Source organism: Saccharopolyspora tripterygii, from assembly GCF_054778355.1.
In genome coordinates this window covers 80199-105895 of sequence record NZ_BAAGZP010000020.1, presented here as the reverse complement: position 1 = coordinate 105895, position 25697 = coordinate 80199, and the positions used below count along the sequence as shown (strand labels likewise).

Annotated in this window: 22 protein-coding genes; 8 read left to right on the top strand and 14 right to left on the bottom strand. The window is 69.5% G+C overall.

The features are described 5' to 3' along the window. Positions 1 to 38 precede the first annotated feature (38 nt). Positions 39 to 1268 (top strand): primosomal protein, encoded by a 1230-nt coding sequence (locus ACYVF3_RS16425; RefSeq protein ID WP_461155100.1) that lies wholly within the window; start codon positions 39 to 41, stop codon positions 1266 to 1268. Positions 1269 to 1509: 241 nt separating this feature from the next. On the opposite strand, the gene ACYVF3_RS16420 is transcribed toward ACYVF3_RS16425, so the two are convergent. The 3 genes from ACYVF3_RS16420 to ACYVF3_RS16410 all read right to left on the bottom strand — a co-directional run bounded on the left by ACYVF3_RS16420 (position 1510) and on the right by ACYVF3_RS16410 (position 4134). Then, entirely contained in the window at positions 1510 to 2085 is a 576-nt protein-coding gene (locus ACYVF3_RS16420) for an RNA polymerase sigma factor (protein WP_461155099.1), read from the bottom strand. 92 nt (positions 2086 to 2177) lie between these two features. Beyond that, the gene (locus ACYVF3_RS16415; RefSeq protein WP_461155098.1) at positions 2178 to 2942 is read right to left on the bottom strand and encodes an IclR family transcriptional regulator; all 765 of its coding nucleotides are present in this window, start codon (positions 2940 to 2942) and stop codon (positions 2178 to 2180) included. Between the two features lie 103 nt (positions 2943 to 3045). After that, positions 3046 to 4134 (bottom strand): adenosine deaminase, encoded by a 1089-nt coding sequence (locus ACYVF3_RS16410; protein WP_461155097.1) that lies wholly within the window; start codon positions 4132 to 4134, stop codon positions 3046 to 3048. Between the two features lie 357 nt (positions 4135 to 4491). Here ACYVF3_RS16410 and ACYVF3_RS16405 point away from each other — a divergent pair, with 357 nt between their 5' ends. Then, positions 4492 to 5721 carry a hypothetical protein gene (locus ACYVF3_RS16405; RefSeq protein ID WP_461155348.1) on the top strand — a complete coding sequence of 410 codons (1230 nt, stop codon included), beginning with the start codon at positions 4492 to 4494 and terminating at the stop codon, positions 5719 to 5721. A 42-nt stretch (positions 5722 to 5763) separates the two neighbouring features. Here the strand turns inward: ACYVF3_RS16405 and ACYVF3_RS16400 are convergent, their stop codons facing one another. The 6 genes from ACYVF3_RS16400 to ACYVF3_RS16375 form a co-directional block, all read right to left on the bottom strand. Beyond that, positions 5764 to 7053, bottom strand: a complete 1290-nt coding sequence (locus tag ACYVF3_RS16400) for a thymidine phosphorylase (RefSeq protein ID WP_461155096.1) — start codon at positions 7051 to 7053, stop codon at positions 5764 to 5766. 51 nt (positions 7054 to 7104) lie between these two features. Next, entirely contained in the window at positions 7105 to 7482 is a 378-nt protein-coding gene (locus ACYVF3_RS16395) for a cytidine deaminase (RefSeq protein ID WP_461155095.1), read from the bottom strand. Beyond that, positions 7479 to 8738: an ABC transporter permease gene (locus ACYVF3_RS16390; protein ID WP_461155094.1), complete on the bottom strand. Its 1260-nt coding sequence runs from the start codon at positions 8736 to 8738 to the stop codon at positions 7479 to 7481. The genes ACYVF3_RS16395 and ACYVF3_RS16390 overlap by 4 nt, the downstream gene beginning before the upstream one ends. Next, complete coding sequence (locus tag ACYVF3_RS16385) at positions 8735 to 9823, bottom strand: ABC transporter permease (RefSeq protein WP_461155093.1); 1089 nt, start codon at positions 9821 to 9823, stop codon at positions 8735 to 8737. Before ACYVF3_RS16385 ends, ACYVF3_RS16390 begins: the two co-directional genes overlap by 4 nt. A gap of 70 nt (positions 9824 to 9893) precedes the next feature. After that, positions 9894 to 11426, bottom strand: a complete 1533-nt coding sequence (locus tag ACYVF3_RS16380) for an ABC transporter ATP-binding protein (RefSeq protein ID WP_461155092.1) — start codon at positions 11424 to 11426, stop codon at positions 9894 to 9896. A gap of 194 nt (positions 11427 to 11620) precedes the next feature. Next, a complete protein-coding gene (locus ACYVF3_RS16375) occupies positions 11621 to 12793 on the bottom strand; it encodes a BMP family lipoprotein (RefSeq protein ID WP_461155091.1) in 1173 nt (390 codons plus the stop codon). A gap of 431 nt (positions 12794 to 13224) precedes the next feature. Between ACYVF3_RS16375 and sdhC the strand changes: the two genes are divergently transcribed. From sdhC to ACYVF3_RS16355, 4 genes are all read left to right on the top strand, one after another. Continuing rightward, positions 13225 to 13659 carry a succinate dehydrogenase, cytochrome b556 subunit gene (sdhC, locus tag ACYVF3_RS16370; RefSeq protein ID WP_145744175.1) on the top strand — a complete coding sequence of 145 codons (435 nt, stop codon included), beginning with the start codon at positions 13225 to 13227 and terminating at the stop codon, positions 13657 to 13659. A gap of 6 nt (positions 13660 to 13665) precedes the next feature. Beyond that, positions 13666 to 14085 carry a succinate dehydrogenase hydrophobic membrane anchor subunit gene (locus ACYVF3_RS16365; protein WP_461155090.1) on the top strand — a complete coding sequence of 140 codons (420 nt, stop codon included), beginning with the start codon at positions 13666 to 13668 and terminating at the stop codon, positions 14083 to 14085. A gap of 71 nt (positions 14086 to 14156) precedes the next feature. Further along, complete coding sequence (gene sdhA, locus ACYVF3_RS16360; protein ID WP_461155089.1) at positions 14157 to 15947, top strand: succinate dehydrogenase flavoprotein subunit; 1791 nt, start codon at positions 14157 to 14159, stop codon at positions 15945 to 15947. Positions 15948 to 16021: 74 nt separating this feature from the next. After that, complete coding sequence (locus ACYVF3_RS16355) at positions 16022 to 16732, top strand: succinate dehydrogenase iron-sulfur subunit (RefSeq protein ID WP_461155347.1); 711 nt, start codon at positions 16022 to 16024, stop codon at positions 16730 to 16732. A gap of 289 nt (positions 16733 to 17021) precedes the next feature. On the opposite strand, the gene ACYVF3_RS16350 is transcribed toward ACYVF3_RS16355, so the two are convergent. After that, the gene (locus ACYVF3_RS16350; protein ID WP_461155088.1) at positions 17022 to 17249 is read right to left on the bottom strand and encodes an SCO4848 family membrane protein; all 228 of its coding nucleotides are present in this window, start codon (positions 17247 to 17249) and stop codon (positions 17022 to 17024) included. A 164-nt stretch (positions 17250 to 17413) separates the two neighbouring features. Here ACYVF3_RS16350 and ACYVF3_RS16345 point away from each other — a divergent pair, with 164 nt between their 5' ends. Continuing rightward, a complete protein-coding gene (locus ACYVF3_RS16345) occupies positions 17414 to 18634 on the top strand; it encodes a D-alanyl-D-alanine carboxypeptidase family protein (protein ID WP_461155087.1) in 1221 nt (406 codons plus the stop codon). Positions 18635 to 18643: 9 nt separating this feature from the next. On the opposite strand, the gene yhjD is transcribed toward ACYVF3_RS16345, so the two are convergent. The 4 genes from yhjD to ACYVF3_RS16325 form a co-directional block, all read right to left on the bottom strand. Next, positions 18644 to 19675, bottom strand: coding sequence for an inner membrane protein YhjD (gene yhjD / locus ACYVF3_RS16340; protein ID WP_461155086.1), 1032 nt, complete (start codon positions 19673 to 19675; stop codon positions 18644 to 18646). A 62-nt stretch (positions 19676 to 19737) separates the two neighbouring features. Then, positions 19738 to 20781, bottom strand: a complete 1044-nt coding sequence (gene trpS / locus ACYVF3_RS16335; RefSeq protein WP_461155085.1) for a tryptophan--tRNA ligase — start codon at positions 20779 to 20781, stop codon at positions 19738 to 19740. A gap of 43 nt (positions 20782 to 20824) precedes the next feature. Then, a complete protein-coding gene (locus tag ACYVF3_RS16330; protein ID WP_461155084.1) occupies positions 20825 to 21046 on the bottom strand; it encodes a hypothetical protein in 222 nt (73 codons plus the stop codon). A gap of 285 nt (positions 21047 to 21331) precedes the next feature. Continuing rightward, positions 21332 to 23860, bottom strand: coding sequence for a bifunctional FO biosynthesis protein CofGH (locus ACYVF3_RS16325; RefSeq protein WP_461155346.1), 2529 nt, complete (start codon positions 23858 to 23860; stop codon positions 21332 to 21334). 232 nt (positions 23861 to 24092) lie between these two features. Here ACYVF3_RS16325 and ACYVF3_RS16320 point away from each other — a divergent pair, with 232 nt between their 5' ends. After that, entirely contained in the window at positions 24093 to 25586 is a 1494-nt protein-coding gene (locus ACYVF3_RS16320; RefSeq protein ID WP_461155083.1) for a S8 family peptidase, read from the top strand. Positions 25587 to 25697: the final 111 nt, after the last annotated feature.

Below are 25697 nucleotides of genomic sequence, written 5' to 3'. Positions count from 1 at the left end.
TCCCGCGGGGTCTGGTTCCGGTGACCGGAGGTAGAGAGATGGCGCAGGACATCGTCCCCATCGAGCTCGGGCTGCCGCAGGGAGACGTCGTCACCCTGTGGGCACCGCACTGGCGCGAAGATGGGGAAGAGTGGGAAGCGTTCCTCGGATACGGGGACGACCTCTACGGATTCCCCGATCCCGCGCGGCTCGCCGCGTTCGTGCGCACAGCACGGGAGCACGATCTCGACGACCACCCGGCGTGGCACGTGGTGCCCGCGCTGTCGGCCGTCGAGCTCAGCCCCGACGAAGACCACCAGTTCGACCTGGTCGGCGTCCCGGAGCTCGTCGCGGAGCCGCTGGACACCTGGACCGTCGCCGAGCTCGCCGAGATCGTCGAGATCACCCGGTCGCTGGCCGAGGTGTGCGAGCTCGACGCCGTTGACGAGGTCCTCGACGCGGCCGACGGGTTCTCCCTGCTCAACCAGGGGATGCTGGCGTTCAACGGCCGCGACGGCCAGAAGCGCTGGAACGAGCTGTGCAAGGTCGTGGTGGAGCGCTGGGACGAGGTGCTCGACGCCGTCGACTCCGTCGTGACCACCCCGGACGTGCCCGCCGACGCGGTCGCCACCGCCGAGTCCGAGCTCGCCGAGGCCACCGAGACCGACCCCGACGAGGAGAGCACCCGCTCCACGCCCTCCGACGACGTCGACGAGATCGACGAGGTCGAACCCGGCTTCTGGGGCGAGATCGGCATCGACCCGATCCAGATCATCACCAGCGACAGCGAGCTCTACACGCTGCGCTGCTACCTCGGCGACGACCCGGTCTTCCTCGGCAGCGACGGCAAGATCGACGTGTTCCCCTCGCCTCGCGCGCTGGCCCGGTTCCTCGCCGACGACGAAGCCGTCGAGAACACCGACCTGGCCCGGGTCGCCACCTGGCAGCAGCTGCGCGACGCGGCCGTCGGGGGCGAGCTGGAGGTCGAGGTCGAGTCTGACAACACCTACGTGCTCAACGGCCTGGACGCCGACCTCGCCGAAGGTCCGTCCGAAGTGGACTCCACGCAGTTGGACCTCGCCGAGGAGCTGCTGCTGGACGCGGCGGCCTGGTCGGGCGACGACGGCGCCGAGAAGGCCCTCCAGTCCTCGGAGCGGCTGGGCTGGCTCGTGTCGTTCATCCTGCGCCCGAGCCCGAACCGGATGCCCCCGAGCGCACCCTTCGACGCCGAGGTCGAGACCTGGCGCAGGCTCGTGACCGAACTGGAAGAGCGCTTCCGGAAGCACTGACCAGACCCCGGAACCCGGAATCCAACCGGAAACCGGAAACCGACCGGGACCCGGAAACCGACCGGAACCCGAGGCGTCCCCGATCCCCGGTTGTTCCCGACCCGTGCGGTTGGGTTGGGGTGTGGGGGAAGTTTTCATGAAAACTTCCCCCACACCCCAACCCCACACCTCGCACCACACACCCCAACCCCACACCCCAACCCCCGGAAACGTCCTGCTCGCGAGCGGCGGCCGCGGGATCTCAGGCGGTCCTGGTGAGCTTCCGGGTGCGGACGTTGCGGTCGTAGGCCTGGCGGAGCCCCTTCCTCGCCCGGTAGACCAGCGCCGCCGCGCTGTTGCGGCTCAGGTTGTAGCGGCGGCTCAGCTCCGACGGGGTCTGGTCCTCCACCTCGACCGACCACAGGACCTGCCGCCAGCGCTTCGGGAGCCGGGAGAACGCCTCGATCACCCGGACCCGTTCGAGCTCGTCGACAGCGAGATCGGTGAAGGGCGCCGGATCCTGCGGCTCGCAGAACTCCTCCAGGTCCGGGGCCAGGAACGTGCGGCGGGACTTGGCGTTCGACGCCGTCGCGAGGTTGCGGATCGTGGTGAGGAGGTAGGCGCGGAACGCCCGATCCGGCCCGCCACCCCTGCGCAGCACGTCGAGGATCTTGGTGAAGGCCTCGGAGACGAGGTCGTCGGCGTCCGACGGGACCGCCGCGACTTGCAGGGCCGTGGCGCGGGCCGCGGTTCTGTGCAGGGCGTAGAGCTCCGCGAACGCGATCGTCGAACCGGCGCGGACGTCGCGCAGCAACATCCGCTCGTCGCCCGGTGGCATCGGGTACCCCTCACTGGCCGCTTTCGAAGATCATCCGACGAGCCGGAGAAGTTGACAAGGCGCGGCTTTTCAGATGGTGATCGAGCCAGGGGTCAGTTCCAGGCGGACTGACCGCCGGCCAGCGCCAGGGCCCGGGCGATCTCACCGGCCGCCGAGCGCAGCGGCGGGACGTACTCGCCGGTGGCGGCGAGCCTGCGGGCCGGGAACGAGATCGCGAGCGTCACCGGCGAGCCCGAGCACTGCACGCGCGCCGCCAGGCACGCCGTTCCCAGCGAGTACTCCTCGGTGTCGGTGACCAGCGACTGCTCGGGACGCCCCACCAGCTCGCGCAACCCGGTGACGGTGCGCGGCGTGAGGTTCTCCGGCGGGTAGCGGGAGAAGTGGTCGGCGCGCTCGTCCTCGCTCAGGCCGGACAGCAGGCACTTGCCGACGGCGGTGGCGTGCGCGGCCTCCCGGAAGTCCACCCACGCGTCGACCCTCGGCGTGCGCGGGCTGTCGACGATCTCGTCGACCTGCACCTCGCCGTCGCGGTAGCGGGCCAGGTAGATCGCGGCTCTGAGGTCGTCGCGGAGCTCGACCATGACACCGCGGATCCTGCCGCGCACCTGCTGCACCAGCGCGGCGTCGTGCAGCCCGGTCACCTGCTCGCCGACGATGAACGCGCCGTCATCGAGCTTGGCCAGATAGCCCTCGTGCACGAGGGTGCGCAGCAGGTGGTACGTCGTCGGCAACGCCAATCCGGTGCTGCGGGCAAGGCATTTCGCCGTGACCCCGCCCGGGTGCTCACCGACGACCTCCAGCAACCGCAGGGCCCGCTGGACCGATGCGATCAACGTGGGTTCGCTGCCCCTGGTCACCTTCGCCTCCTGGACCGCGCGGCGGCGAGCGGCTGCGGTCGCCTCCGGTGGCACGACGGTGTGCCGCCGGAGATCCCGCAGCCTAGCGCTCGCCGCGCACCGGTCAGGCCAACATGTCCGAATACTTCGGTTTGATCTGCTCGTTGATGATCCCCAGCCGATCGTCGAACCCGAGGAACGACGACTTCATCGCGTTCACCGTGAACCACTGGAAGTCCTCCCAGCCGTAGCCGAAAGCCTCGTGGAGCGCGGCGAACTCGCTGGACATCGAGCAATGGCTCATCAGCCGGTTGTCGGTGTTGATGGTGACCCGGAAGCGCATCCGGGCCAGCAGACCGATCGGGTGCTCGGCGATCGAGGCCGCCGCGCCGGTCTGCAGGTTCGACGACGGGCACATCTCCAGCGGGATGCGGCGATCCCGCACGTAGGAGGCCAGCCGTCCCAGGTGCGCGGTGCCGTCGTCGTCGACCTTGATGTCGTCGACGATGCGAACTCCGTGCCCGAGCCGTTCCGCGCCGCAGTGCTGGATCGCCTCCCAGATCGAGGGCAATCCGAACGCCTCACCGGCGTGAATGGTGAAATGCGCGTTCTGCTGCCGCAGGTATTCGAAGGCGTCGAGGTTGCGGGTGGGCGGGAATCCCGCTTCCGGACCCGCGATGTCGAAGCCCACGACCTGAGCGTCCCGATACCGAATCGCGAGGTTGGCGATTTCGGTGGATCGCGCGTTCTGCCGCATCGCGCAGAGCAACGTGCCGATTCGGATTCGCTTGCCCGCGGCCGCGGCCCGGCGCTCTCCTTCGCGGAATCCGTCCTGCACCGCTTGCACGATGTCGTCCAGGGTCAAGCCCTGCTCCTGGAACAGTTCCGGCGCGTAGCGGACTTCCGCGTAGACGACGCCGTCGGCGGCGAGGTCCTCAGCGGCTTCGGCCGCGACCCGGAACAGCGCATCGCCGGTCTGCATGACCCCCACGGTGTGCGCGAAGGTCTCCAGGTAGCGCTCCAGGGAACCCGAGTCCGCCGCCGTCACGAACCAACGCGCGAGGTCATCGGCGTTGTCGTGCGGCAACCCGGGATATCCGCCTTCGTGGGCGAGTTCGAGGACGGTCTGCGGACGCAGCCCGCCGTCGAGGTGATCGTGCAGCAGCACCTTCGGCGCCTGCCGGATGTTTTCCAGGTTCACCGGTGTCGACATGCGACTACGTTACCCGCACCGTTGGGGTGACTCACACAGTGCCACCGCATGATCACCCAACGACTTCATCGCAGTTCAACGGCCTTCCACCACTGCGCCGTTCGAAGTTCACCAACCATTGGCCCAACGGCCTGCGCGAAAAAACTCACCCGTATGGAGGCAATCACGTTTCTTGGAGCATTCAGTGCCCGTTCACTGATGCGAACAGCCCATCTGGATGCCGCCAATCAGACCCAATTGGCCGATCAATGTCGCGGAATGTAACGGGGGGCGGCTATGGGCGCGAGAAGTGAGTGGCTACGCTTCTCAAGTCCTCACCCCCCTCGACGAAGGACGCCTCTAGCCGTGACCGAGAACATGTCGTTCGACCGCATGCGCAACATGCTCACGCGTGCGGCTGAGATCCGCGAAAGCGAACAGCAGCAGATTTTCGACGCACTCGACGAAATCCACGCCCGCCTCTCCCCGCTGGAGTCCCTGGGCTCCGTGCGCAAGCGCCTGTCCGAGCTGCCCGACCGCACCGAGGTCAGCGTGCTCGCCGAGCGGCTCGACGAGGCGCTGTCCAAGCTCGAAGCGCACGATGGCGCTCTGCTGGACCTCAAGGGCGCCGTCGAGGCCGTGGTGGACAAGCTCGCCAAGCCCTTCGCCCAGCTCGACGGCCGCCTCGACGGTGTCGCCGGGCGGATGGACGGCGTGTCCGGGCGCATGGACGGCCTGGAGGACAAGCTCGGCCACATCCACAGCCGCATGGACGAGCTCGGCGCGCACCTGGACAAGCAGGACAGCCGCCTCGAAGCCCTTCCCGCGTCGGTCAACGACCCGATGCGCGACCGCGTCGACTCGCTGGAGACCAGCCTGCGCGGCCGGTTCGCCGAGATCGACGAGGGCGTGCACGAGCACCTCGACGGGACCCGCGAGGCTCTGCAGCGCGCGGTCACCGAGTCCGCGGGCAGCACCCAGAAGGACCTCAACGAGGCCCAGAAGGAGCTCGCCGCGTCCCAGAAGGAGCTCGCGGACGCCGTTTCCGGTTCCCGCGACCAGCTGGACGCCAAGCTGGACCACCTCGCCGAGCGCCCGGCCGTGGACCCGACCGACAAGCTCAACGACCTGGCCGGACGCCTGGAGGCGCTGACCGGCCGGCTGGACCAGGTCTCCGGCCGGCTCACCCAGGTCGAGGACAACGTCAACACCCGCATCGACAGCGTCGAGCAGGGCGTCAGCACCCGGCTGGACAACGTCGAGGAGGGCGTCAAGACCGGACTGGGCGAGCTGGGCGGCACTCTGTCCCAGAACCTCTCGCAGCTGTCCGGAACGCTGTCCCAGCGCCCCGACGCCGACAAGCTCAACTCCCTGGTCCGCGAGGCCAACGAGGAGAGCGAGCAGCGGCACGCAGGCCAGCTGGACGAGGCCATGGCCACCTTCGCCGAGCTCATCCTCGGCGGCAGCGCCCAGTCCAGCCCGCCGCCGCCCACCACGCTGCCCCGTCAGCAGCGCCGCGGCCGCTCCAAGAGCGCCAAGCGGGACAACAACGGCGAGAACAAGGCCATCGAAGGCGGAGACGAGGACTTCACCGCCGAAAGCGCCTGACGAGCGTTCCGCTCCTCGCATCGCGGTGCGGGGAGCGGGATCTCATCGGTCAGCGGTGACCTTGTCGAGGATCAGCGGTGTCGACTCCACGTCGGCACCGCTGATTTCGTAAGCACCCGCGAGCGCTTCGCGGGCCCCGGCGAGGGTGTCGGGGCGGTCGGTGCGCAGTTCCAGCAGCGGCTGCCCCTCGGTCACCCGCTCCCCGGGTTTGACCAGGCACAGCACGCCCGCCGCGTGATCGACCGCGTCCTCCTTGCGAGCCCGGCCCGCGCCCAGCCGCCACGCGGCGAGCCCGACTGCGTAGGCGTCGAGCCGGGTGAGCGCGCCCGAGGCGGGCGCGGTGACAGTCTCGACGTGCGCGGCCTGCGGGAGCTCGGCTTCGGGATCCCCGCCCTGGGCGGAGATCATCCGGCACCAGACCTCGTAGGCGCGACCGTCGGCCAGCACCTCGGCCGGGTCCACATCGGACACTCCAGCCTGGTGCAGCATCTCGCGGGCCAGCGCCACGGTCAGCTCCACGACGTCCGGCGGCCCACCGCCGCGCAGGACCTCGACGCTCTCGGCGACCTCCAGTGCGTTGCCCGCCGCGCGGCCGAGCGGCACCGACATGCCGGTGATGAGCGCGCTGATGCGCAGCCCGTTGGCGTCCCCGATGCCGACCAGTGCCGTGGCCAGTTCCCTGGCCTGGTCCAGGTCTTTCATGAAGGCGCCCGAGCCGCACTTGACGTCGAGGACCAGCGACTCCACGCCCTCGGCGATCTTCTTGCTCATGATCGAGCTGGCGATCAGCGGCACGGACTCCACCGTGCCGGTGACGTCGCGCAGCGCGTAGAGCTTGCGATCGGCCGGGGCCAGGCCTTCGGTCGCCGCGCAGATCACCCCGCCGACGTCGCGCAGCCGGTCCCGGATCTCGTCGGCCGACAGGCTCGCCCGCCACCCGGGGATCGACTCCAGCTTGTCCAGCGTGCCACCGGTGTGGCCGAGCCCCCGGCCCGAGAGCTGCGGCACCGCCGCCCCGCACGCGGCGACCAGCGGGGTGAGCGGCAGGGTGATCTTGTCGCCGACGCCTCCGGTGGAGTGCTTGTCCACAGTGGGCCTGCCGACGCCGCCGAGCGCGAGGGTCTCACCGGAGGCGACCATCGCCGCGGTCCACCGGGCGGTCTCCTCCCGGGTCATCCCGCGCAGCAGCACCGCCATGGCCAGCGCGGACATCTGCTCGTCGGCGACATCGCCTCTGGTGTACGCGTCGACGACCCAGTCGATCTGCTCATCGCTGAGCCGCAACCCGTCGCGCTTGGCCCGGATCACCTCAACCGTGGAAAACACAACCACACCTCCACACCGCTAGCGACCACTCACACCAACCCCGAACCCCGCCGAGGTTCAGAGCTCGAAGGCGTCCGGGAGGACCTGGCTCATCGGGAGCGGGCCGCGCGGGGTGTCGACCAGGCAGTCCGGGCCGCCGAGCTCGTGCAGCAGCTGGCGGCAGCGACCGCAGGGCATGAGCAGGTCCCCGGTGCCGCTGCGGCAGGCGACGGCGACGAAGCGGCCGCCGCCGGTCAGCCGCAGCTGCCCGGCCATCGTGCACTCCGCGCACAACGTCACGCCGTACGAACCGTTCTCGACGTTGCAGCCGGTCACCACGCGCCCGTCGTCGCACAGGGCCGCCGCGCCGACCTGCAGCCCGGAGTACGGGCAGTAGGCCAGCGCGGCGGCCTCGACGGCCTTGGCGCGCAACGAGTCCCAGTCGGGCTCCGTCACTGGTCGGCACCTCTCCGGTATTGCAGGCCGTTGGCTTCCGGTGGTCGCAGCTGCTGCGCGGCCACGCCCAGCACGACCAGCGTGACCAGGTGCGGCGTGTAGGCGGTCAGCTCCTCGGGCAGCTCGTCGGTGAACCAGTAGACGGAGTACATCGCCGCCGACGCCACCAGCGAGATCCCGGCGGCGAACCAGCTGCGCCGCCAGACCTGCAGCGCCGCGACCACCACGAGCAGCAGCGTCGCACCGTAGAACAGGGCGTGCACGCTGGTCTCGCCGCTGCGCAGCTGCAGGCCGTCGGAGTAGCCGAACAGCGCGGCACCGCCGAGAAGACCGCCCGGGCGCCAGTTGCCGAAGATCATCGCGGCGAGGCCGATGTACCCGCGGTTGTTGGTCTGGCCTTCCAGGTAGCCGGCCTGACCCGGGTTGAGGATCAGCGCCGCGCCACCGATGCCCGCCAGAGCACCCGAGATGATCACGGCGAGGTACTTGTACCGGTAGACGTTCACGCCGAGGGATTCGGCGGCGACCGGGTTCTCACCGCAGGACCGCAGCCGGAGCCCGAACGGCGAGCGCCACAGCACGAGGTAGCTCACCGGGACCAGCAGGTAGGCCAGCATCGTCAGCGGCGAGACGCCGGAGACGAGACCGCCGAGGATGCCCGCGATGTCGGAGATCACCGCCCGCTGCATGTCCTCCAGCTGCTGGAGCCAGGTCGCCAGCGGTTGCATCGAGTAGGTGTCGAACTTCGGCACCGGCGGCGACTGCCGCGGGTTCTGCGAGACCGGCTCGAACAGCAGCGTCGAGAGGTACTTCGCCGCGCCCGCGCCGAGCAGGTTGATCGCCACACCGGAGACGATGTGGTTGACGCCGAAGGACACGGTCGCGATCGCGTGCAGCAGCCCGCCGAGCGCGCCGAAGAGGGCCGCGGCGACGAGTCCGGCGAGCGGTCCCCACTGGTAGCCGGCCCAGGCACCACCCCAGGTGCCCATGATCATCATGCCTTCGAGGCCGATGTTGATCACACCGGCTCGTTCCGCCCACAGGCCGCCGAGCGCGGCCAGCAGGATCGGGATGCCCAGTCGCACGGCGGCTTGCACCGTGCCCGAACCGGTCAGCTGCGGCACCCCGGTCTGGTACGAGGTGATCGACAGCGCGACGAACCCGACCACGACCCACAGCAGCACCCGGGCCCAGCCGGGCATCTTCGTCCCGCCGCCGCGAGCGGCCGGGACCTTCTCCTCAAGCGCGGCGGTCATGCCCGCTCACCTCCGCTCGCGGCGACCGGTTCAGCGGTCTCCAGGGCCTTGCCGACCCTCCGCTGCTCGGCGGCCAGCTCGCGGCGGCGCACCAGCTCGTAGGCGACGACCACGGACAGCACGATGGTTCCCTGCAGGATGGTCACGATCTCCTTCGGAACGCCGATGTTGTCCAGCGTCAGCGAGCTCTTGTCCAGGAACGACCACAGCAGTGCGCCGAAGGCGACGCCGAGCGGGTGGTTGCGCCCCAGCAGCGCGATGGCCAGGCCGGCGAAGCCGTAGCCGGTCGGGAAGTTGACGGTGAAGGTGTGGTCGCGGCCGAGGATCTCCGGGAGCCCGGCCAGGCCGGCGATCGCACCGGAGATGAGCATCGCGGACAGGATCATGCGCTTGGAGTTCACTCCGCCCGCGCGGGCCGCCGTGGGCGAGAGCCCGGAGGCGCGCAGCTCGAAGCCGTAGCGGGTCCGGTCCATCAGCAGCGCGTACCCGATGCCGACCAGCACGGCCAGCAGGACCAGGCCGAACACCGTTCCCGCGCCACCGAGCGAGATGCCCGGCACCATGCCGCTGTCCGGGATGATGGCCGTGCCCTGGCTGTTGCCGCGCATCTCGCCGAACACCCGCACCAGGAAGGCGATCACGCCGATCGACAGGGTGTTGAGCATGATCGTGGAGATCACCTCGGACACCCCGCGGTAGACCTTCAGCAGCGCGGCGATCCCGCACCACACGGCTCCGGTGACCGCGCCGACCACCACGACGAGCGCGGCGTGCAGCCCGAACGGGAGGCTCACCGACCCGGCGACGATCGCGGCGACGCACGCCGCGAGCCGGCACTGGCCCTCGATGCCGATGTTGAGCAGGTTCATCTGGAAACCGATCGCAGCCGCGATCGCCACCAGGTAGTACGCCCCCGCCGTGTTGATGATGTCCACGGCGGTCGTCCCACGACCGACCTGCGCGATCATCTCCGCCAGCGTCGCGAGCGGATCGGCCCCGGAGATCAGCAGCACCACGCTGCAGAGCACCGCGGAGAACACGATCGCCAACAACGGCGGCGTCAACCGCGTCCGCCAGCTGTTCACACCGCCTCCTGTGCTTGTCGGGGACGCCCCGCGCCCCGGTCGGCGCTGCGAGAAGGAACAGAAGTGTGCCTCACACCGCCTCCTGGGTTCCCGTCATGGCAGCGCCCAGCTGCTCCGGCGTCACCGAGCGCGGGTCGGCGGTGGCGACCAGGCGCCCCCGGAACATGACCCGGATCGTGTCGGACAGACCGATGAGTTCGTCGAGATCGGCCGAGATCAGCAGCACCGCGAGCCCTTCGGCCCTGGCGTCGCGCAGGTGCTCCCAGATCCCCGACTGCGCGCCGACGTCCACCCCACGCGTGGGGTGCGCGGCGATGAGCAGCCGCGGCTCGCCCGAGAGCTCCCGGCCGATGATGAGCTTCTGCTGGTTCCCGCCGGACAGCGCGGCGGCGTCGACGTCGATGCCCGGGGTGCGCACGTCGAACTGCTCGACGATGCGGCGGGTGTCGTCCTTGGCGCCCTGCCGGTCCAGCCACCGGCCGCGGGCGACCGGTCGTCGCGTCTGATGCCCGAGGATCCGGTTCTGCCACAGCGACTCGTCCAGCAGCAGGCCCTGCCGGTGCCGGTCCTCGGGGACGTAGCCGATCCCGGCCTCGCGGCGGGCGAGCGTGCCGAGCGAGGTGATGTCCTGATCGCCCACCCTGATCCGCCCGGAGTCGATCGGGCGCATGCCCATGATGGCCTCGACCAGCTCGGTCTGGCCGTTGCCCTCGACACCGGCGATGCCCACGACCTCACCGGCGCGCACGGACAGGTCGATCTCGTCGAGCACCGGGCGCTGCGACTCGACGGCCGAAAGCCCCTCCACCACGAGCACTTCGCGATCGGTCACCGTGGACGGACCGCGCTCGGGGACCGGGAGCTCGCTGCCCACCATCATCTCGGCCAGCGCACGACTGGTCACTTCGGACGCACCCACGCTGCCGACGGTCGTACCGCGCCGCAGCACGGTGATCGTGTCGGCGATGCTGCGCACCTCGTCGAGCTTGTGCGAGATGAACAAGAACGTGAAACCCCGCTCCCGCATGGTGCGCAGGGTCGTGAACAGCTCGTCGACCTCCTGCGGCACCAGCACCGCCGTCGGCTCGTCGAGGATGATGATCCGCGCGCCGCGGTAGAGGACCTTGAGGATCTCGATGCGCTGCCGCTCGGCGACGCCCAGGCTCTCGACCAGCACGTCCAGCCGCAGCTCGAAACCGGCCTGCTCGGCCAGCTCCAGCACCCGGCGGCGGGCCTTGGCGCCGATGCCGTGCTCGCGCTCCGCGCCGAGGACGACGTTCTCCAGCACCGTCAGGTTGTCGGCCAGCATGAAGTGCTGGTGGACCATGCCGATCCCGGCCTTGATGGCCTCGGCCGGGGTGCGGAAGGCGATCTCGTCGCCGTGCACCCGGATGGTGCCCGAGTCCGGCGCCTGCATCCCGTAGAGGATCTTCATCAGGGTCGACTTGCCCGCCCCGTTCTCACCGCACAGCGCGTGCACCTCGCCGGCGCGCACGGTCAGGTTGACGTCGGAATTGGCCACGACGCCGGGGAAGGTCTTGGTGATGCCGGTCAGCTCGACGGCCGGCGGGCCACCGGATTCCGGCTCGGCAGAGGTGTTCATGGTGCTCCAGGGCTTGTCTCCACCGGCAGCGAAGCAGATGGACGCTCAACAATGGACGGTTTCGGTCCAGGACCGGCCGTCTTGGCGCGAAACCGCCAACCGGGAGTGACGACGAGGAAGGGCACCTCGCACGCACGCGCGGTGGGAGCGAGGTGCCCTTCATCATCACTGCTCAGGCCGGAGGCCGCCGTGGATCAGGGCTTGTCCGGTACCTGGATCTGGCCGTTGGCGATCGCGGCCTTGTAGGCGTCCAACGTGGGCTTGAGGTCGTCGATCTTGCCGCCCGAGGTGGAGTAGGTGACCCCGTCGATGGCGACGTCGAACTTCTTCGGCACCGTGCTCAGGTCGTTGCGCGCGACGGCGGCGATGTAGTCGTAGACCGCCATGTCGATGCGCTTGAGCATCGAGCTGATGATGACGTCCTTGTACTCGGCCACGGTCGGCTGGTTGTACTGATCGGAGTCGACCCCGATGGCCTGGGCACCCGCGCCCTTGACCGCGCCGAACACGCCCTTACCGGAGGCACCCGCCGCGTGGTAGAGCACGTCGGCGCCCGCTTCCAGCTGACCGGTGGCGACCTCGGAGCCCTTGTTGGGGTCCTGGAAGCCGCTGAAGTCCCCGGCCGGGGTGAGGTACTTCTCCTCGATCTCGATGTCCGGGGCCGCGGCCTTCGCTCCCGCCTCGAAACCGGCCTCGAACTTCTGGATCAGCGGCGTCTGCACACCGCCGACGAACCCGACGTGGCAGTTCTTCGACTTGTGCGCGGCCACCACGCCGGCCAGGAAGGAACCCTGCTCCTCGGCGAAGACCAGCGGCGTGACGTTCGGCAAGCCGTCGACCTGCTCGTCGATGATGGCGAACTTGGTCCCGGGGAACTCCGGGGCGACGATCTTGATGGCGTCCGCGTAGGCGTAGCCGACGGCGATGACCGGGTTGAAGCCCTCGCGCGCGAGCTGGCGCAGCCGGGTCTGCTTGGCGTCCTCGGGCTCGCCCGCTCCGGCGTCGAGCTCCTTGGTCTCGCCCAGGCCCATCTCGGCCTTGGCGCGGTCCAGGCCCGCCACCGAGGCGTCGTTGAACGAGGCGTCCCCGCGTCCCCCGATGTCGAAGGCCACACCGACGCGCAGCGCGCTGGCGTTGGGCGGCGGTAGCTGCTGGGCCGTCGTGCTGGGCGCTGCGGCGGCTCCCGCGGGCGGCGCGCTCAGCTGGCACGGCCCCGTCCCCCCACCGGCGCTGCTCCCGCCACCGCCGGTGTCCTTCGCGCAGCCCGCCAGCACCATGGCGCCGCTGAGCAGCAACGCGGCCGTCGCGACGCTCCTGCGTCGTATGCCGGCACCCGAGCGCCGTCCCTCTGTCGGCGTTCGCCGCATGCCGTTCCCCTTTCGTTCGAGGCCACCGCGCTCCCCCGGCCGCGACCCCGGATCAGCGGGGCTCGGCGGCGTTGAACTCCTGATCCACTTTCGAGTGGATCTTCGTTCCGCGCGCGGTGCACGTCAGCCGGTGACGTGACTCTCGAAATTAAGGGTTGACGCTGCCGCATGGGCATCGGTCGCGTGTCACGAAATGATTTCTTACTCGATTAACAGGTCCCGTCGGCTTGTCTGGTCGATCACAGACGGCTCGGGCGAGTAGGCCCCGACGATTCCTCGGGTCTAGCATCCAATTCGTCAAGGCCCCAGTTCGTGGCCGGTGACGGGCGTGCACCCAACATCGCTTGGGACCAACTGCAACTCGGGGCCGGCCGCCCCTGTTCCCGAACGCGGGGCCGCCAGTCCACCAGCGAGGTTGGAGGCCTTCCACCATGGCCAGCACCACCGCCTCCGCGGCCGACGCTCCCACGCGCGCGGAACCCGTGCGCGCCAAGGGACGCCTCTACCGCGGCGATCTGGGCATGTGGTCGTGGGTCGCGCACCGGATCACGGGCGTGCTCACCTTCTTCTTCTTGTTCGTGCACGTCCTGGACACGGCGCTCGTCCGGGTGTCGCCCAACGCGTACGACACGGTCATCGAGACCTACAAGCACCCACTGATGATCCTGTTCGAACTCGGGTTGCTGGCCGCAGTGCTCTTCCACGCGTTCAACGGCATCCGAGTCATGCTGGTCGACTTCTGGTCCAAGGGCACCCAGTACCAGAAGCCGATGCTGTGGACCGTGCTCGTGCTGTGGCTGGTCCTGATGGTCCCGGCCGCGATCAGCATGCTCACCCGCGCCGTCACGGAAATCTTCGGGGGTTAAGCGCCAATGTCCGTCACCGACGCACCTCTCGCCGTGGAGAAGCCGCGCACCCCGAGCCGCCCCGCAGCGCGCCGCAACAACTTCGAGCTCTACGCCTGGTTGTTCATGCGCCTGTCCGGTGTGGTCCTGCTGTTCCTGGTGCTGGGCCACGTTCTGATCATGCTGTTCCTGGACGGCGGCGTCCACAAGATCAACTTCGCCTTCGTGGCGGGTCGCTGGGCCTCCCCGTTCTGGCAGATGTGGGACCTGACGATGCTCTGGCTGGCCGGCCTGCACGGCGGCAACGGGCTTCGTACCGTCATCAACGACTACTCCCGCAAAGACGGCACGCGCTTCTGGCTGAAGATGCTGCTGTACGTCTCCGTCCTGCTGACCGTGGGTCTGGGCAGCTTCGTGATCTTCACCTTCGACCCGAACATCGGCTAGCGCCGCAGAGACCACAGCGTGGCGAGGCTGCTGCCGATCGCGGGTCCCCGCCACAGCCCGAGGAGGCGACCATGCAATTCCACAAGTACGACGTGGTCATCGTCGGCGCCGGTGGCGCCGGGATGCGCGCGGCGATCGAGTCCGGCCAGCGTGCCCGGACCGCCGTGCTGACCAAGCTCTACCCCACCCGTTCGCACACGGGTGCCGCCCAGGGCGGCATGTGCGCGGCGTTGGCCAACGTCGAAGAGGACAACTGGGAGTGGCACACCTTCGACACGATCAAGGGTGGTGACTACCTGGTCGACCAGGACGCCGCGGAGATCATGGCCAAGGAAGCCATCGACGCGGTCCTGGACCTCGAGAAGATGGGTCTGCCGTTCAACCGGACCCCCGAGGGCAAGATCGACCAGCGCCGCTTCGGTGGCCACACCCGCGACCACGGCAAGGCCCCGGTCCGCCGGGCCTGCTACGCCGCGGACCGCACCGGCCACATGATCCTGCAGACGCTCTACCAGAACTGCGTCAAGCACGGCGTGGAGTTCTACAACGAGTTCTACGTCCTCGACGTGATGATGAGCGAGGACGCGAACGGCCAGGAGGTCTGCACCGGCGCCATCGCCTACGAGCTGGCCACCGGCGAGATCCACGTCTTCCAGGCCAAGTCCGTCGTGTTCGCCACCGGCGGCTTCGGCAAGGTCTTCAAGACGACCTCCAACGCGCACACCCTCACCGGTGACGGCATGGGCATCGTCTACCGCAAGGGCCTGCCGCTGGAGGACATGGAGTTCTACCAGTTCCACCCGACCGGTCTCGCCGGTCTGGGCATCCTCATCACCGAGGGCGTCCGGGGTGAGGGCGGCATCCTGCGCAACGCCGACGGCGAGCGCTTCATGGAGCGCTACGCTCCGACGATCAAGGACCTCGCGCCGCGCGACATCGTCGCCCGGTCGATGGCCCTGGAGGTGCTGGAAGGCCGCGGCGCGGGCCCGAACAAGGACTACGTGCTGCTCGACGTCACCCACCTCGGTGAAGAGCTGCTGATGTCCAAGCTCCCGGACATCATGGAGTTCTCCCGCACCTACCTGGGCGTGGAGCCGACCGAGGAGCCGGTGCCGGTCTACCCGACCGCGCACTACGCGATGGGCGGCATCCCCACCAACGTGCAGGGCGAGGTGCTCCGCGACAACGAGACCGTGGTTCCCGGTCTCTACGCCGCCGGCGAGTGCGCCTGCGTCTCGGTGCACGGCTCCAACCGCCTGGGCACCAACTCGCTGCTGGACATCAACGTCTTCGGCCGCCGCTCCGGCATCGCCGCCGCCGAGTACGCGCACTCCCACGAGTTCGTGGAAACGCCGGAGGAGCCGACCAAGCTGGTCGAGGGCATGGTCGACCACCTGCGCACCAACACCGGTGGCGAGCGGGTCGCGACCATCCGCACCGAGCTGCAGCAGACGATGGACGCCAACGCCTCGGTGTACCGCACCGAGGAGACGCTGAAGACGGCGCTGTCGGACGTGCAGGCGCTCAAGGAGCGCTACGGCCGGATCGCCGTGCACGACAAGGGCAAGCGGTACAACTCCGACCTGCTGGAGGCCATCGAGCTGGGCTTCCTGCTCGACCTGGCCGAGGCCTTGGTCAACGCGGCCCTGGCCCGCAAGGAGTCCCGCGGCGGTCACGCGCGCGAGGACTACACCTCCCGGGACGACACCAACTTCATGCGGCACAGCATGCAGTACAAGGTGCTGCCCGAGTCCGAAGATCCGAACGCGCCGCTCGGGTTGACCGGGTTCCAGGCCGACATCCGCCTGGACTACAAGCCGGTCACCGTCACCCGGTACCAGCCGATGGAGCGTAAGTACTGATGACTGCCGCCACCACAGAGAAGAACGCCACGCCCCTGCCCGATGACGCACCGCCGATCCCGGACGACGCGGTGATGGTCACGGTCAAGCTGCTCCGCTACAACCCGGAGCAGGACGACGAGCCGCACTGGGAGTCGTACCGGATCCCGTCGCTGCCGTCGGACCGCGTGCTCAACCTGCTGCACTACATCAAGTGGTACGTCGACGGAACGCTCACGTTCCGCCGGTCGTGCGCGCACGGCGTGTGCGGCTCGGACGCGATGCGGATCAACGGCGTCAACCGGCTGGCCTGCAAGGTCCTGATGAAGGACATGCTCAACTCCAGCGGTGAGACGACGCTGACCATCGAGCCGATCAAGGGCCTCCCGCTGGAGAAGGACCTGATCGTCGACATGGAGCCGTTCTTCGAGGCCTACCGCGCGGTGCAGCCGTACCTGAAGACGACCGGCAACGAACCGACCCGCGAGCGGATCCAGTCGGTCGCCGAGCGGGAGCGCTTCGACGACACCACCAAGTGCATCCTGTGCGCGGCGTGCACCACGTCGTGCCCGGTGTACTGGTCGGACGGCAACTACTTCGGTCCGGCCGCGATCGTCAACGCGCACCGGTTCATCTTCGACAGCCGCGACGAAGCCGCTGAGGAGCGCCTGGACATCCTCAACGACGTCGACGGCGTGTGGCGCTGCCGCACGACCTTCAACTGCACGGACGCCTGCCCGCGTGGCATCCAGGTCACCAAGGCGATCCAGGAGGTCAAGCGCGCCCTGATGTTCCGCCGCCGCTGACGCGACACCCACGCAACGGCGCCCACCCCGAACAGGGGCGGGCGCCGTTGTCACGCTCAGACCATTCTCAATTTCGCGCGAATTTGAGTCCGAACTAGGGGACTCAATTTCGCGCGAATTTGAGTTCCACTCCGCTGAGGCCCTCTGACCTAGTAAGACACACCCGGGCGCGGTGCGGGTGGGGTGTCGCCCGGCGTTTCAGGCCGCCTGTGGGTGTGGGGGAAGTTTTCATGAAAACTTCCCCCACACCCACACCCACACCCACACTCCAGACCCAGAAAGAGGCTGGTCAGGGGCGGGTAGCTCGGTAGGCCTTCCAGCCGAGGATTCCGATGAGGGTGCCCAGGACGAGGGACACCACGGCGATGACCAGGTGGACGATCAGGTAGGCCGTGGGGCTGCCCTGCGCCCAGGATCGGTCGCTGTTCCAGATGTTGCGCATGAACGTCGGCCACAGGAAGTAGGACCAGACCCCGAAGGCCAGCAGGAACAGCGCAACTCGGCGAGAAATCGTCACGTTCCCGAGTATCCGCTGTTGCCGGGCTCACCCGGCCTCCCGGGGTCCCGGCGACCGGGGAACGTTCATGGAGCCGACCCGTTAACCTCTTCCGTGTGCCTCCGCGTTCTCACCTCCCGGCGAAATCCCGTGCGAAACCACCGTTTTGGCCGGTTTTCGCGGCGATGCTCGTCGCCCTGCCGCTGCTGACCGCCGCGCCCGCCGCTGCGCAGCCACCCGCCTGCCCCAACGCGGAAGCACCGCCGCCCGCGGTCGACACCTCCGAGGTGCCCGCACCCGGCCAGCCCGCACCGGCCCCGGTCCCGGTGCCCGAGACTCCGGTGGGCGGTGACCGGATCGCCGACTGCGCGCTGCTGACCGCGCCGGACCGGCCCGGACCGCCACCGGACGTCGCCGCCTCCGCCGCGGGCTGGGTCCTGGCGGACCTGGACTCCGGCGAGATCCTGGCCGCCAAGGACGCCCACGCCCGGCAGCGCCCGGCCTCCACCATCAAGGTGCTCACCGCGCTGACCGCGCTGCGCGAGCTCAAGCTCGACGACACCCTGGTCGCCACCCAGGAGGACGCCAATCAGGAGGGCACCCGCATCGGCCTGCTGCCCGGGATGACCTACCGCGTCGGCGACGTGTTCCAGGCGATGCTGATGGGCTCCGGCAACGACGCCGCGCACGCGCTGGCCATGAAGATGGGCGGCGTCCCGGCGACGCTGGAGAAGATGAACCACCTGGCCACCGAGATCGGTGCGCTGGACACCCGCGCCGCCACACCGTCCGGTCTGGACGGTCCCGGGATGAGCACCTCCGCGTACGACCTGGCCACGATCTTCCGGCTGGCGATGCGCGAACCCGCCTTCGCCAACGCCATCGCCACCCCGATGATGCTGCTGCCCGGCGCGCCCGGTCAGCCGCCGTTCGAGCTGTGGAGCGACAACCAGGTCTTGCGCAACTACCCCGGCGGACTCGGGGGCAAGACCGGTTTCACCGACGACGCCCGGCACACCTTCATCGGCTCCGCGCAGCGCGACGGCCGCCGCCTGGTGGCGGTGATGATGCGCGGCGAGAACACCCCGGTGCGGCTGTCGCACCAGGCCATGGCCCTGCTCGACCACGGGTTCTCGCTGCCCCCGGGCACCTCGGTGGGTGAGCTGGTGACGACCTCGCCGCGCGCCCCGGAGGCCGCCGCCCCGGCCGCTCGGGCCGGTGTGCCCCCGGCAACGCAGGGGGTCGGCGTCCAGGACTCGTCGTTCTTCGGCACGATCACCGGGCCGCTGATCCTGCTCGCGATCGCGCTCGTCGCGGTGGCCACGGCCGTGCTCCTGCGCAGGCGCCGGGCGCAGCTCGCCCAAGCCCGGCGGCAGGCGTCGGCCGAGAGCGCCGAGCACCCCTGATCGAGCGGTTCAGCCGCGGCGGGATCCCCGTGATCGGCGCAGCAGCCAGCCCGCGAGGGCTCCGACGCCGAGCATGCCCGCCGCGGTGCGCGCTCCCGCGCCGCGGCGGACCCGCACCGCCGGGCGGATGATGGCCGGCCCGGGCGCCGGAACCGCATCGGATTCGCGGTTCTCGGCGGACGACGCGGTCCAGGCGGTCACGAACAGGATGAAGCGCGAGATCAGGTTCGCGAACACCAGCAGACCGAGGATCGGGCCGAACGCGGCACCGGCGGGCGAGTTCGTGACCGAGTTCAGGTAGATCACGCCGACCTGCTTGAGGACCTCGAAGCCCAGGGCCGCGAACAGCGCGCCCCACACGGCGCTGCGCAACGTCACCGGCTTGCGCGGCAACCGCGCCAGCACCCAGGTGAACACCAGCCACCCGGCCAGCAGCGACAGCAGGATCGACAGCACGCGTAGCAGGACGCCCGCGAGGACGCTGCGCTCGAACCCGGCCGCGTCCAGCAGCAGGCGGCCGACGCCGCCGCCCAGCGCGCTGATGCCGAACGACAGCGCCATCGCCAACCCGAGGCCGAGCAGCGACGCCAGGTCCGAGCCCATCCGCTTGAGCATCGGCTGCGGTTCCGAGATCTGGGTCCACTGCGCGGTCAGCGCCTCGCGCAGGTTCGTCATCCAGCCCAGACCGGAGTACAGGGCGGTGAGCAGACCGATGATCCCGACCGCGCCCGCCTGCTTGATCGCCTGGTCGACGACGCGGTTGAGCATGTCGCTCATCGCGGGGCTCGGAACCGCGGAGGTGATCGAGTTCTTCAGGTTCGTCAGCAGCTCGGGGTTGCCGCTGAGCACGAAACCGGCCACCGCGAAGGCGATCATCAGCAGCGGCACGAGGGCCAGCACGCTGAAGTAGGTGATCGCCGCCGCGTAGTAGTCGCCGTACTGCTGCTGGTAGCGGCCGGCGGCCCGGATCAGCCTGTCGAGCCATTCGTGCCGCTGCCGCAACTCGCCCAGACGGCCCGGTTGCTCCTGTTGACCCGTCATGGTGCACCTCCCACCCAACGGCACTCCCCCGAACGGTGGCAGGCTACCCGCAGTTGATCACCTCAGCGCAACGGAGACAGGAAACCCACCCGTTCGAACACCGCCTTCAGGGTCTGCGAGGAGACCTCGCGGGCCTTCTCCGCGCCCCGGTGCAGGACCTTGTCCAGCTCGGCCGGGTCATCGAGGTAGGAGTTGACCTTCTCCTGCAGCGGCGTCACGAAGTCGACCACGACCTGGCCGAGCTCCTTCTTCAGGTCGCCGTACCCGCGTCCCTCGTAGGCGGTTTCGAGCTCGGCGATGGTCTGGCCGGTCAGCGCGGAGTAGATCGACAGCAGGTTGGAGACGCCGGGCTTCTCGTCGGCGTCGTAGCGGATCTCGCGGCCGGCGTCGGTGACGGCGGAGCGGATCTTCTTCGCCGAGCGCTTCGGGTCCTCCATCAGCTCGATCACGCCGCTGGGCACCGACTTGCTCATCTTGGCGGTCGGGTCCTGCAGGTCGTAGATCTTGGCGGTGTCCTTGGGGATGTGCGCCGCCGGAACGGTGAAGGTCTTGCCGAAGCGCGAGTTGAAGCGCTGCGCGAGGTTGCGGGTCAGCTCCAGGTGCTGGCGCTGGTCCTCGCCGACCGGGACGGCGTCGGCCTGGTAGACGAGGATGTCCGCGGCCTGCAGCACCGGGTAGGTGAACAGCCCGACGCTGACGTGGTCGGCCTCCTGGCGGGACGACTTGTCCTTGAACTGGGTCATCCGGCCGGCTTCGCCGAACCCGGCCATGCACTCCAGGACCCAGGACAGCTGCGCGTGCTCGGGAACGTGGCTCTGCACGAACAGGGCCGAGCGGTCGGGGTCGATGCCGAGGGCGAGCAGCTGGGCCGCGGAGACCCGGGTGCGCTTGCGGAGCAGTTCCGGGTCCTGCTCGACGGTGATCGCGTGCAGGTCGACGACGCTGTAGAAGCACTCGTAGGTGTCCTGCATGGTGACCCATTCCCGCAGGGCGCCGAGGTAGTTGCCGAGGTGGAACGAGTCGGCCGTCGGCTGGATGCCGGACAGGACGCGAGGCCGGGCCTCGGGCTGCTCACTGGTCTGGGTTGCGGGGCTGTCGCTGCTCACGGAGCCGATTCTCGCAAGCGCCGCCCCACCCTCGGGACCGGGCTCACCCCTTGCGCTGGTTCTCCGGCTGGATCTTCTTCTTGCGGAAGACGCCGACGACCATTCCGGCGACGCCGAGGACGACTGCGCTGAGTCCGACGGAGCCGAGCGAGTCGACCGCCGGCGCGGCGACGATGACCGCTTCGGACTGAGCTTCGGCGAGACCCGTCGTGACCGGCATCAGCGCCGCCACGAGGGCGCCGGGTGCGGCCACTCGCCTGATCACGCGAGATATTCGGCTACGCAAGAGCGTGCCTCCCTGCGGAAGTTGACCCCTTCGGGGCCCTCTACTCGTGTGGTCCGGTGGCGGACAGTACCGACCACCCGTTGCGATCGCGGTTGCCTTGCGTAAACCAACCACGACAGGGTGATCATATTTTCCGGAACCGAGCGACTTCCCGGGGGGAGTTGATCACGAACTTCGCAGGTGGGCGGTGGAGCCGACGGTCAGTCGGCCCCACCAAGCGTCACCTGGTGACCTGAATAACACTCAAACGGAGTAATCAGGTCCTCACACTGCACTGACGCCGAGCTGCACCTGACCCGTTCGCCCATACGTCGTAGTGCGTTGCCGCGCGGTGCGGCCCGCTCGGGACGCGAGCTCGTGCAACTCCTCGACGCTGCGCTCCGAACCGTGCTCCGATCCGGCCATCCGGCTGATCGTCTCCTCCATCAGCGTGCCGCCGACGTCGTTGGCGCCGCCGTTGAGGACCTCCGTGGTGCCCGAGTCGCCGAGCTTCACCCACGAGGTCTGCACGTTGTCGATCCGCCCGTGCAGCAGGATCCGGGCCATCGCGTGCACCGCCCGGTTGTCCCGCTGCGTCGGCCCCGGCCGCGCCAGGCCCGCCAGGTAGATCGGGGCGTTGCGGTGCACGAACGGCAGCGGCACGAACTCGGTGAAGCCGGCCTGCCCGTGCTCGCGGGCCCGATCCTGCACCCCGGCCAGCGTGCGCAGGTGCCCCAACCAGTGCTCCGGGTGGTCGACGTGGCCGTACATCATCGTCGACGAGGACGGGATGCCCAGCCGGTGCGCGGTGCTGACGACCTCGATCCACTCCGCCGCGGGCAACTTGCCCTTGGTCAGCACCCAGCGGACCTCGTCGTCGAGGATCTCGGCGGCCGTGCCCGGGATGCTGCCCAGACCCGCTTCCTTGAGCTCGGCGAGCCAGTCCTCGACGGTCACGCCCGCCTTCGCCGATGCGCTGACGATCTCCATCGGGCTGAAGGCGTGGACGTGCATCTCCGGCACCCTCGCCCGCACGGCGCGCACCAGGTCGGCGTAGCCGGACACCGGCAGCCTCGGGTCGATGCCGCCCTGCACGCACACCTCGGTGGCGCCGGCCCGCCACGCCTCGTCGGCGCGGTCGGCGACGTCCTCCGGCGAGAGCCGGTAGGCGTCGGCGTCCCGCTCGCGCTGGGCGAAGGCGCAGAAGCGACAGCCCACGTAGCAGATGTTGGAGAAGTTGATGTTGCGGTTGACCACGTAGGTGATGTCGTCGCCGACGACCTCGCGACGCAGCCGGTCGGCGATGCCGGCGAGCTCGTCCATCGCCGGCCCCTCGCAGGTCATCAACGCCATCGCGGCCGCGTGGTGCTGTTCCTCCAGCAACGACGCCGGGTCCGAATCCGCCAGCCGCAGGCCCTCCTTGACGTCGGCGTCCAGGCGTTCCGGGGTCGCCACCGACGGGACCTGGCCGCGCAGCTCGTCCCAGTCGCCGTAGACGGTGTCGAAGTCGGTGCGGCGGTCCTCCGTGCGCCCGTCGGTGTCGATGCTGCGGTGCAGGTCGGTCCGGCCGATCGACTCGAAGCCGCCGTCGGGCTCCTGCCACTCGCGCCCGGCGATCTCGGCGTCCGGGTCGGCGAAGCCGTCGTCGTCCGAGAGCGCGTCGACGTGCGAGGCGACCCGCAGGTCCAGCCACTGCGTGCTGTCGCCCGCCAGGCCCTTGCGCACGTAGCGCGGGTAGGCGGTGAGCCGTTCGCGCAGCTGGAAACCGGCCGTGCCGGTGAGCTCGTCGAGCTCGGTGACCTGCGGCCACGGGCGTTCGGGGTTGACGTGGTCCGGAGTCACCGGGGACACGCCGCCCCAGTCGTCGATCCCGGCGCGCAGCATCAGGCGGTGCTCGTCACCCACCAGGTTCGGCGGCGCCTGCACGCTCACGCCCGAGGGCATCAGCAGCCGGGCCACGGCGATCGTCGCGGCCAGCTCCTCCAGGTCGGCATCCGGCATCCCGCGCATCGCGGTGTCCGGCTTGGCCCGGAAGTTCTGCACGATGATTTCCTGGATGTGCCCGTACTGGCGCGCGGACTGCCGCAGCTCCAGCAGCGATTCGGCGCGCTCTGTGCGGGTTTCGCCGATGCCGATGAGGATTCCGCTGGTGAACGGCACCGCGACGCGACCGGCGTCGGTCAGCACGCGCTTGCGGACGGCCGGTTCCTTGTCCGGGCTGCCGAAGTGCGGGCCGCCCTTCTCGCTCCAGAGCCGCTCCGAGGTCGTCTCCAGCATCATGCCCATGCTGGCCGCGACGGGCTTGAGCCTGGTCAGCTCCGACCAGGACAGCACTCCCGGGTTCAGGTGCGGCAGGAGGCCGGTCTCCTCCAGCACCGCGATCGCGCACGAGCGGACGTAGTCCACCGTGGAGGAGTAGCCGCGCGCTTCGAGCCATTCGCGGGCCGCGGGCCAGCGCTCCTCCGGCCGGTCCCCGAGGGTGAACAGGGCTTCCTTGCACCCGGCGGCGGCTCCCTGGCGAGCGATCTCCAGGACCTCGTCGCGCTCCAGGAAGGCCGATTCCACCTTGTGCGGGACGGTGGCGAAAGTGCAGTAGTGGCAACGGTCCCGGCACAGCCTGGTCAGCGGGATGAACACGTTGCGGCTGTAGGTGACGACGCCCGGATGCCCTTCGGCGACCAGGTGCGCGTCACGCGCCTTCCCGGCCGCGGTCAGCAGCACGTCCAGGTCGTCGCCGCGCGCGTGCAGCAGGACCGCGGCTTCGGCGGCGTCGAGCGACACGCCGTCGGTGGCGCGGCGCAGAGCGCGCCGCATCGCCGATGAGCTCGGGGTTCGTTCCGGCGGGGTGACATTCAAATCTGCAACCGACACCTGACGACTCTAAGTCGGCCCGAAGTTGTTGCCCAGCCGTCATCTGCGTGCCGAGTCCCTCACTTTCGGCTACCGAATTACTCCATTGAGACCTACCGACTATCCCCGAATCAGGCGCAAAATCCGGACGAATATCACTGGGTGAACCATTCTTCGTCTCCCTGGGAGGGACAAGTTGTCACGCAGAAGTAGGAGAGGTCGTTCGCTGCGGATCGCAGGTTCGGCTCTCGCCCTGACGCTCCTGTTACCCGCCGGACTGCTGGGCTCGGCGCCGGAAGCACCGGCTTCCTCGACCGTTCCGCTGCACTTCGTGGTCGTCGGACCCGTCGGCGACGGGCTCGCGCAGACCGAGGAATCGGTGCGCGCGGTCGGCGGCGCCGTCGTGCAGAGCTGGCCGCAGATCGGCGTCGTCGTCGCCACCTCGCCGGATCCGGCCTTCGCCGGAGCGGTCCGCGGGCAGCCGGGGGTCGAGCAGGCGGGTGCGAGCCGCAACCTCGCCGAGCAGCTGCCGCCCGCGCAGTCGACGCAGCTCGAAACGCTGGAAGGCACCGCGAACGAGTCGCCCGCCCTCGCCGCTGAGGGCCGGGAGCCGCTGGAAGCCGAGCAGTGGGACCTGCCGCAGATCAAGGCCGACCAGGCCCACGCGGTCTCGCAGGGCAGCAAGGACACCACCGTCGGCGTGCTGGACTACGGCATCGACCCCACGCACCCCGACCTCGCGCCGAACCTCGACGCGTCGCGGTCGGTGAGCTGCGTCAACGAGGGCATCCCGGACCAGAACCAGGAAGCCTGGCAGCCGCAGGACCCGACGCAGGACCACGGGACGCACGTCTCGGGCACCATCGCCGCCGCGCGCAACGGCGTCGGTGTCGCCGGCGTGGCCCCCAACGTCACGCTGGCCTCGGTGCGGGTGATCGACGACGGCGGGTTCATCTACCCCGAGTACGCGATCTGCGGGTTCATCTGGGCCGCCGAGCACGACTTCGACGTCACCAACAACTCCTACTTCGTCGACCCCTGGTACCTGTGGTGCGACAGCGACCCGGACCAGAAGGCCGCCGCCGAAGCGGTCCGCCGGGCCGTCGCCTACGCCGAAGGCCACGACGTGGTCAACGTCGTCTCCGCGGGCAATAGCAACTGGGACCTGTCCCAGCCGATCCACGACACCGACAGCCCGAACAACGGCGGGCCCACCCAGGACCGCCACACCGGACCGGACTGCCACGTTCTGCCGGGCGAGCTGCCCGGCGTCGTGCCCGTGTCGGCCGTCGGGGTCAACGCGGTCAAGTCGTACTACTCCAACTACGGGCTCGGTTCGATCGCGGTGACCGCTCCCGGCGGTGACGCGCGGCAGATCCCGCAGACTCCGTCGGCCAACGGCCGGATCCTCTCCAGCGTTCCCGGCGGTGGCTGGGGCTGGATGCAGGGCACCTCCATGGCGGGCCCGCACGCCGCGGGCGTCGCCGCCCTGCTGCGCAGCACGCACCCGGAGTGGACCTCGCAGCAGGTCATCGGCGCGCTGAGCAACCAGGCGGATCCGCTGCCGTGCCCGAAGGACTACGACGGGGACGGGGACGGCGTCGTCGACGCCGTGTGCGCGGGCGGCCCGACCGGGGCCGGCTTCTACGGCGCAGGCCTCATCGACGCCCTGGACGCGGTGACGAAGTAATCCCACCGGCGAAACCGCAGGACTCGTGCGCACGAGTCCTGCGGTTTCGCTCTTCCCACCCGGGTGAGGGACGCGAGCGCGCGTTCCCCGGAGGTGAGAGAGCTCGGTTCC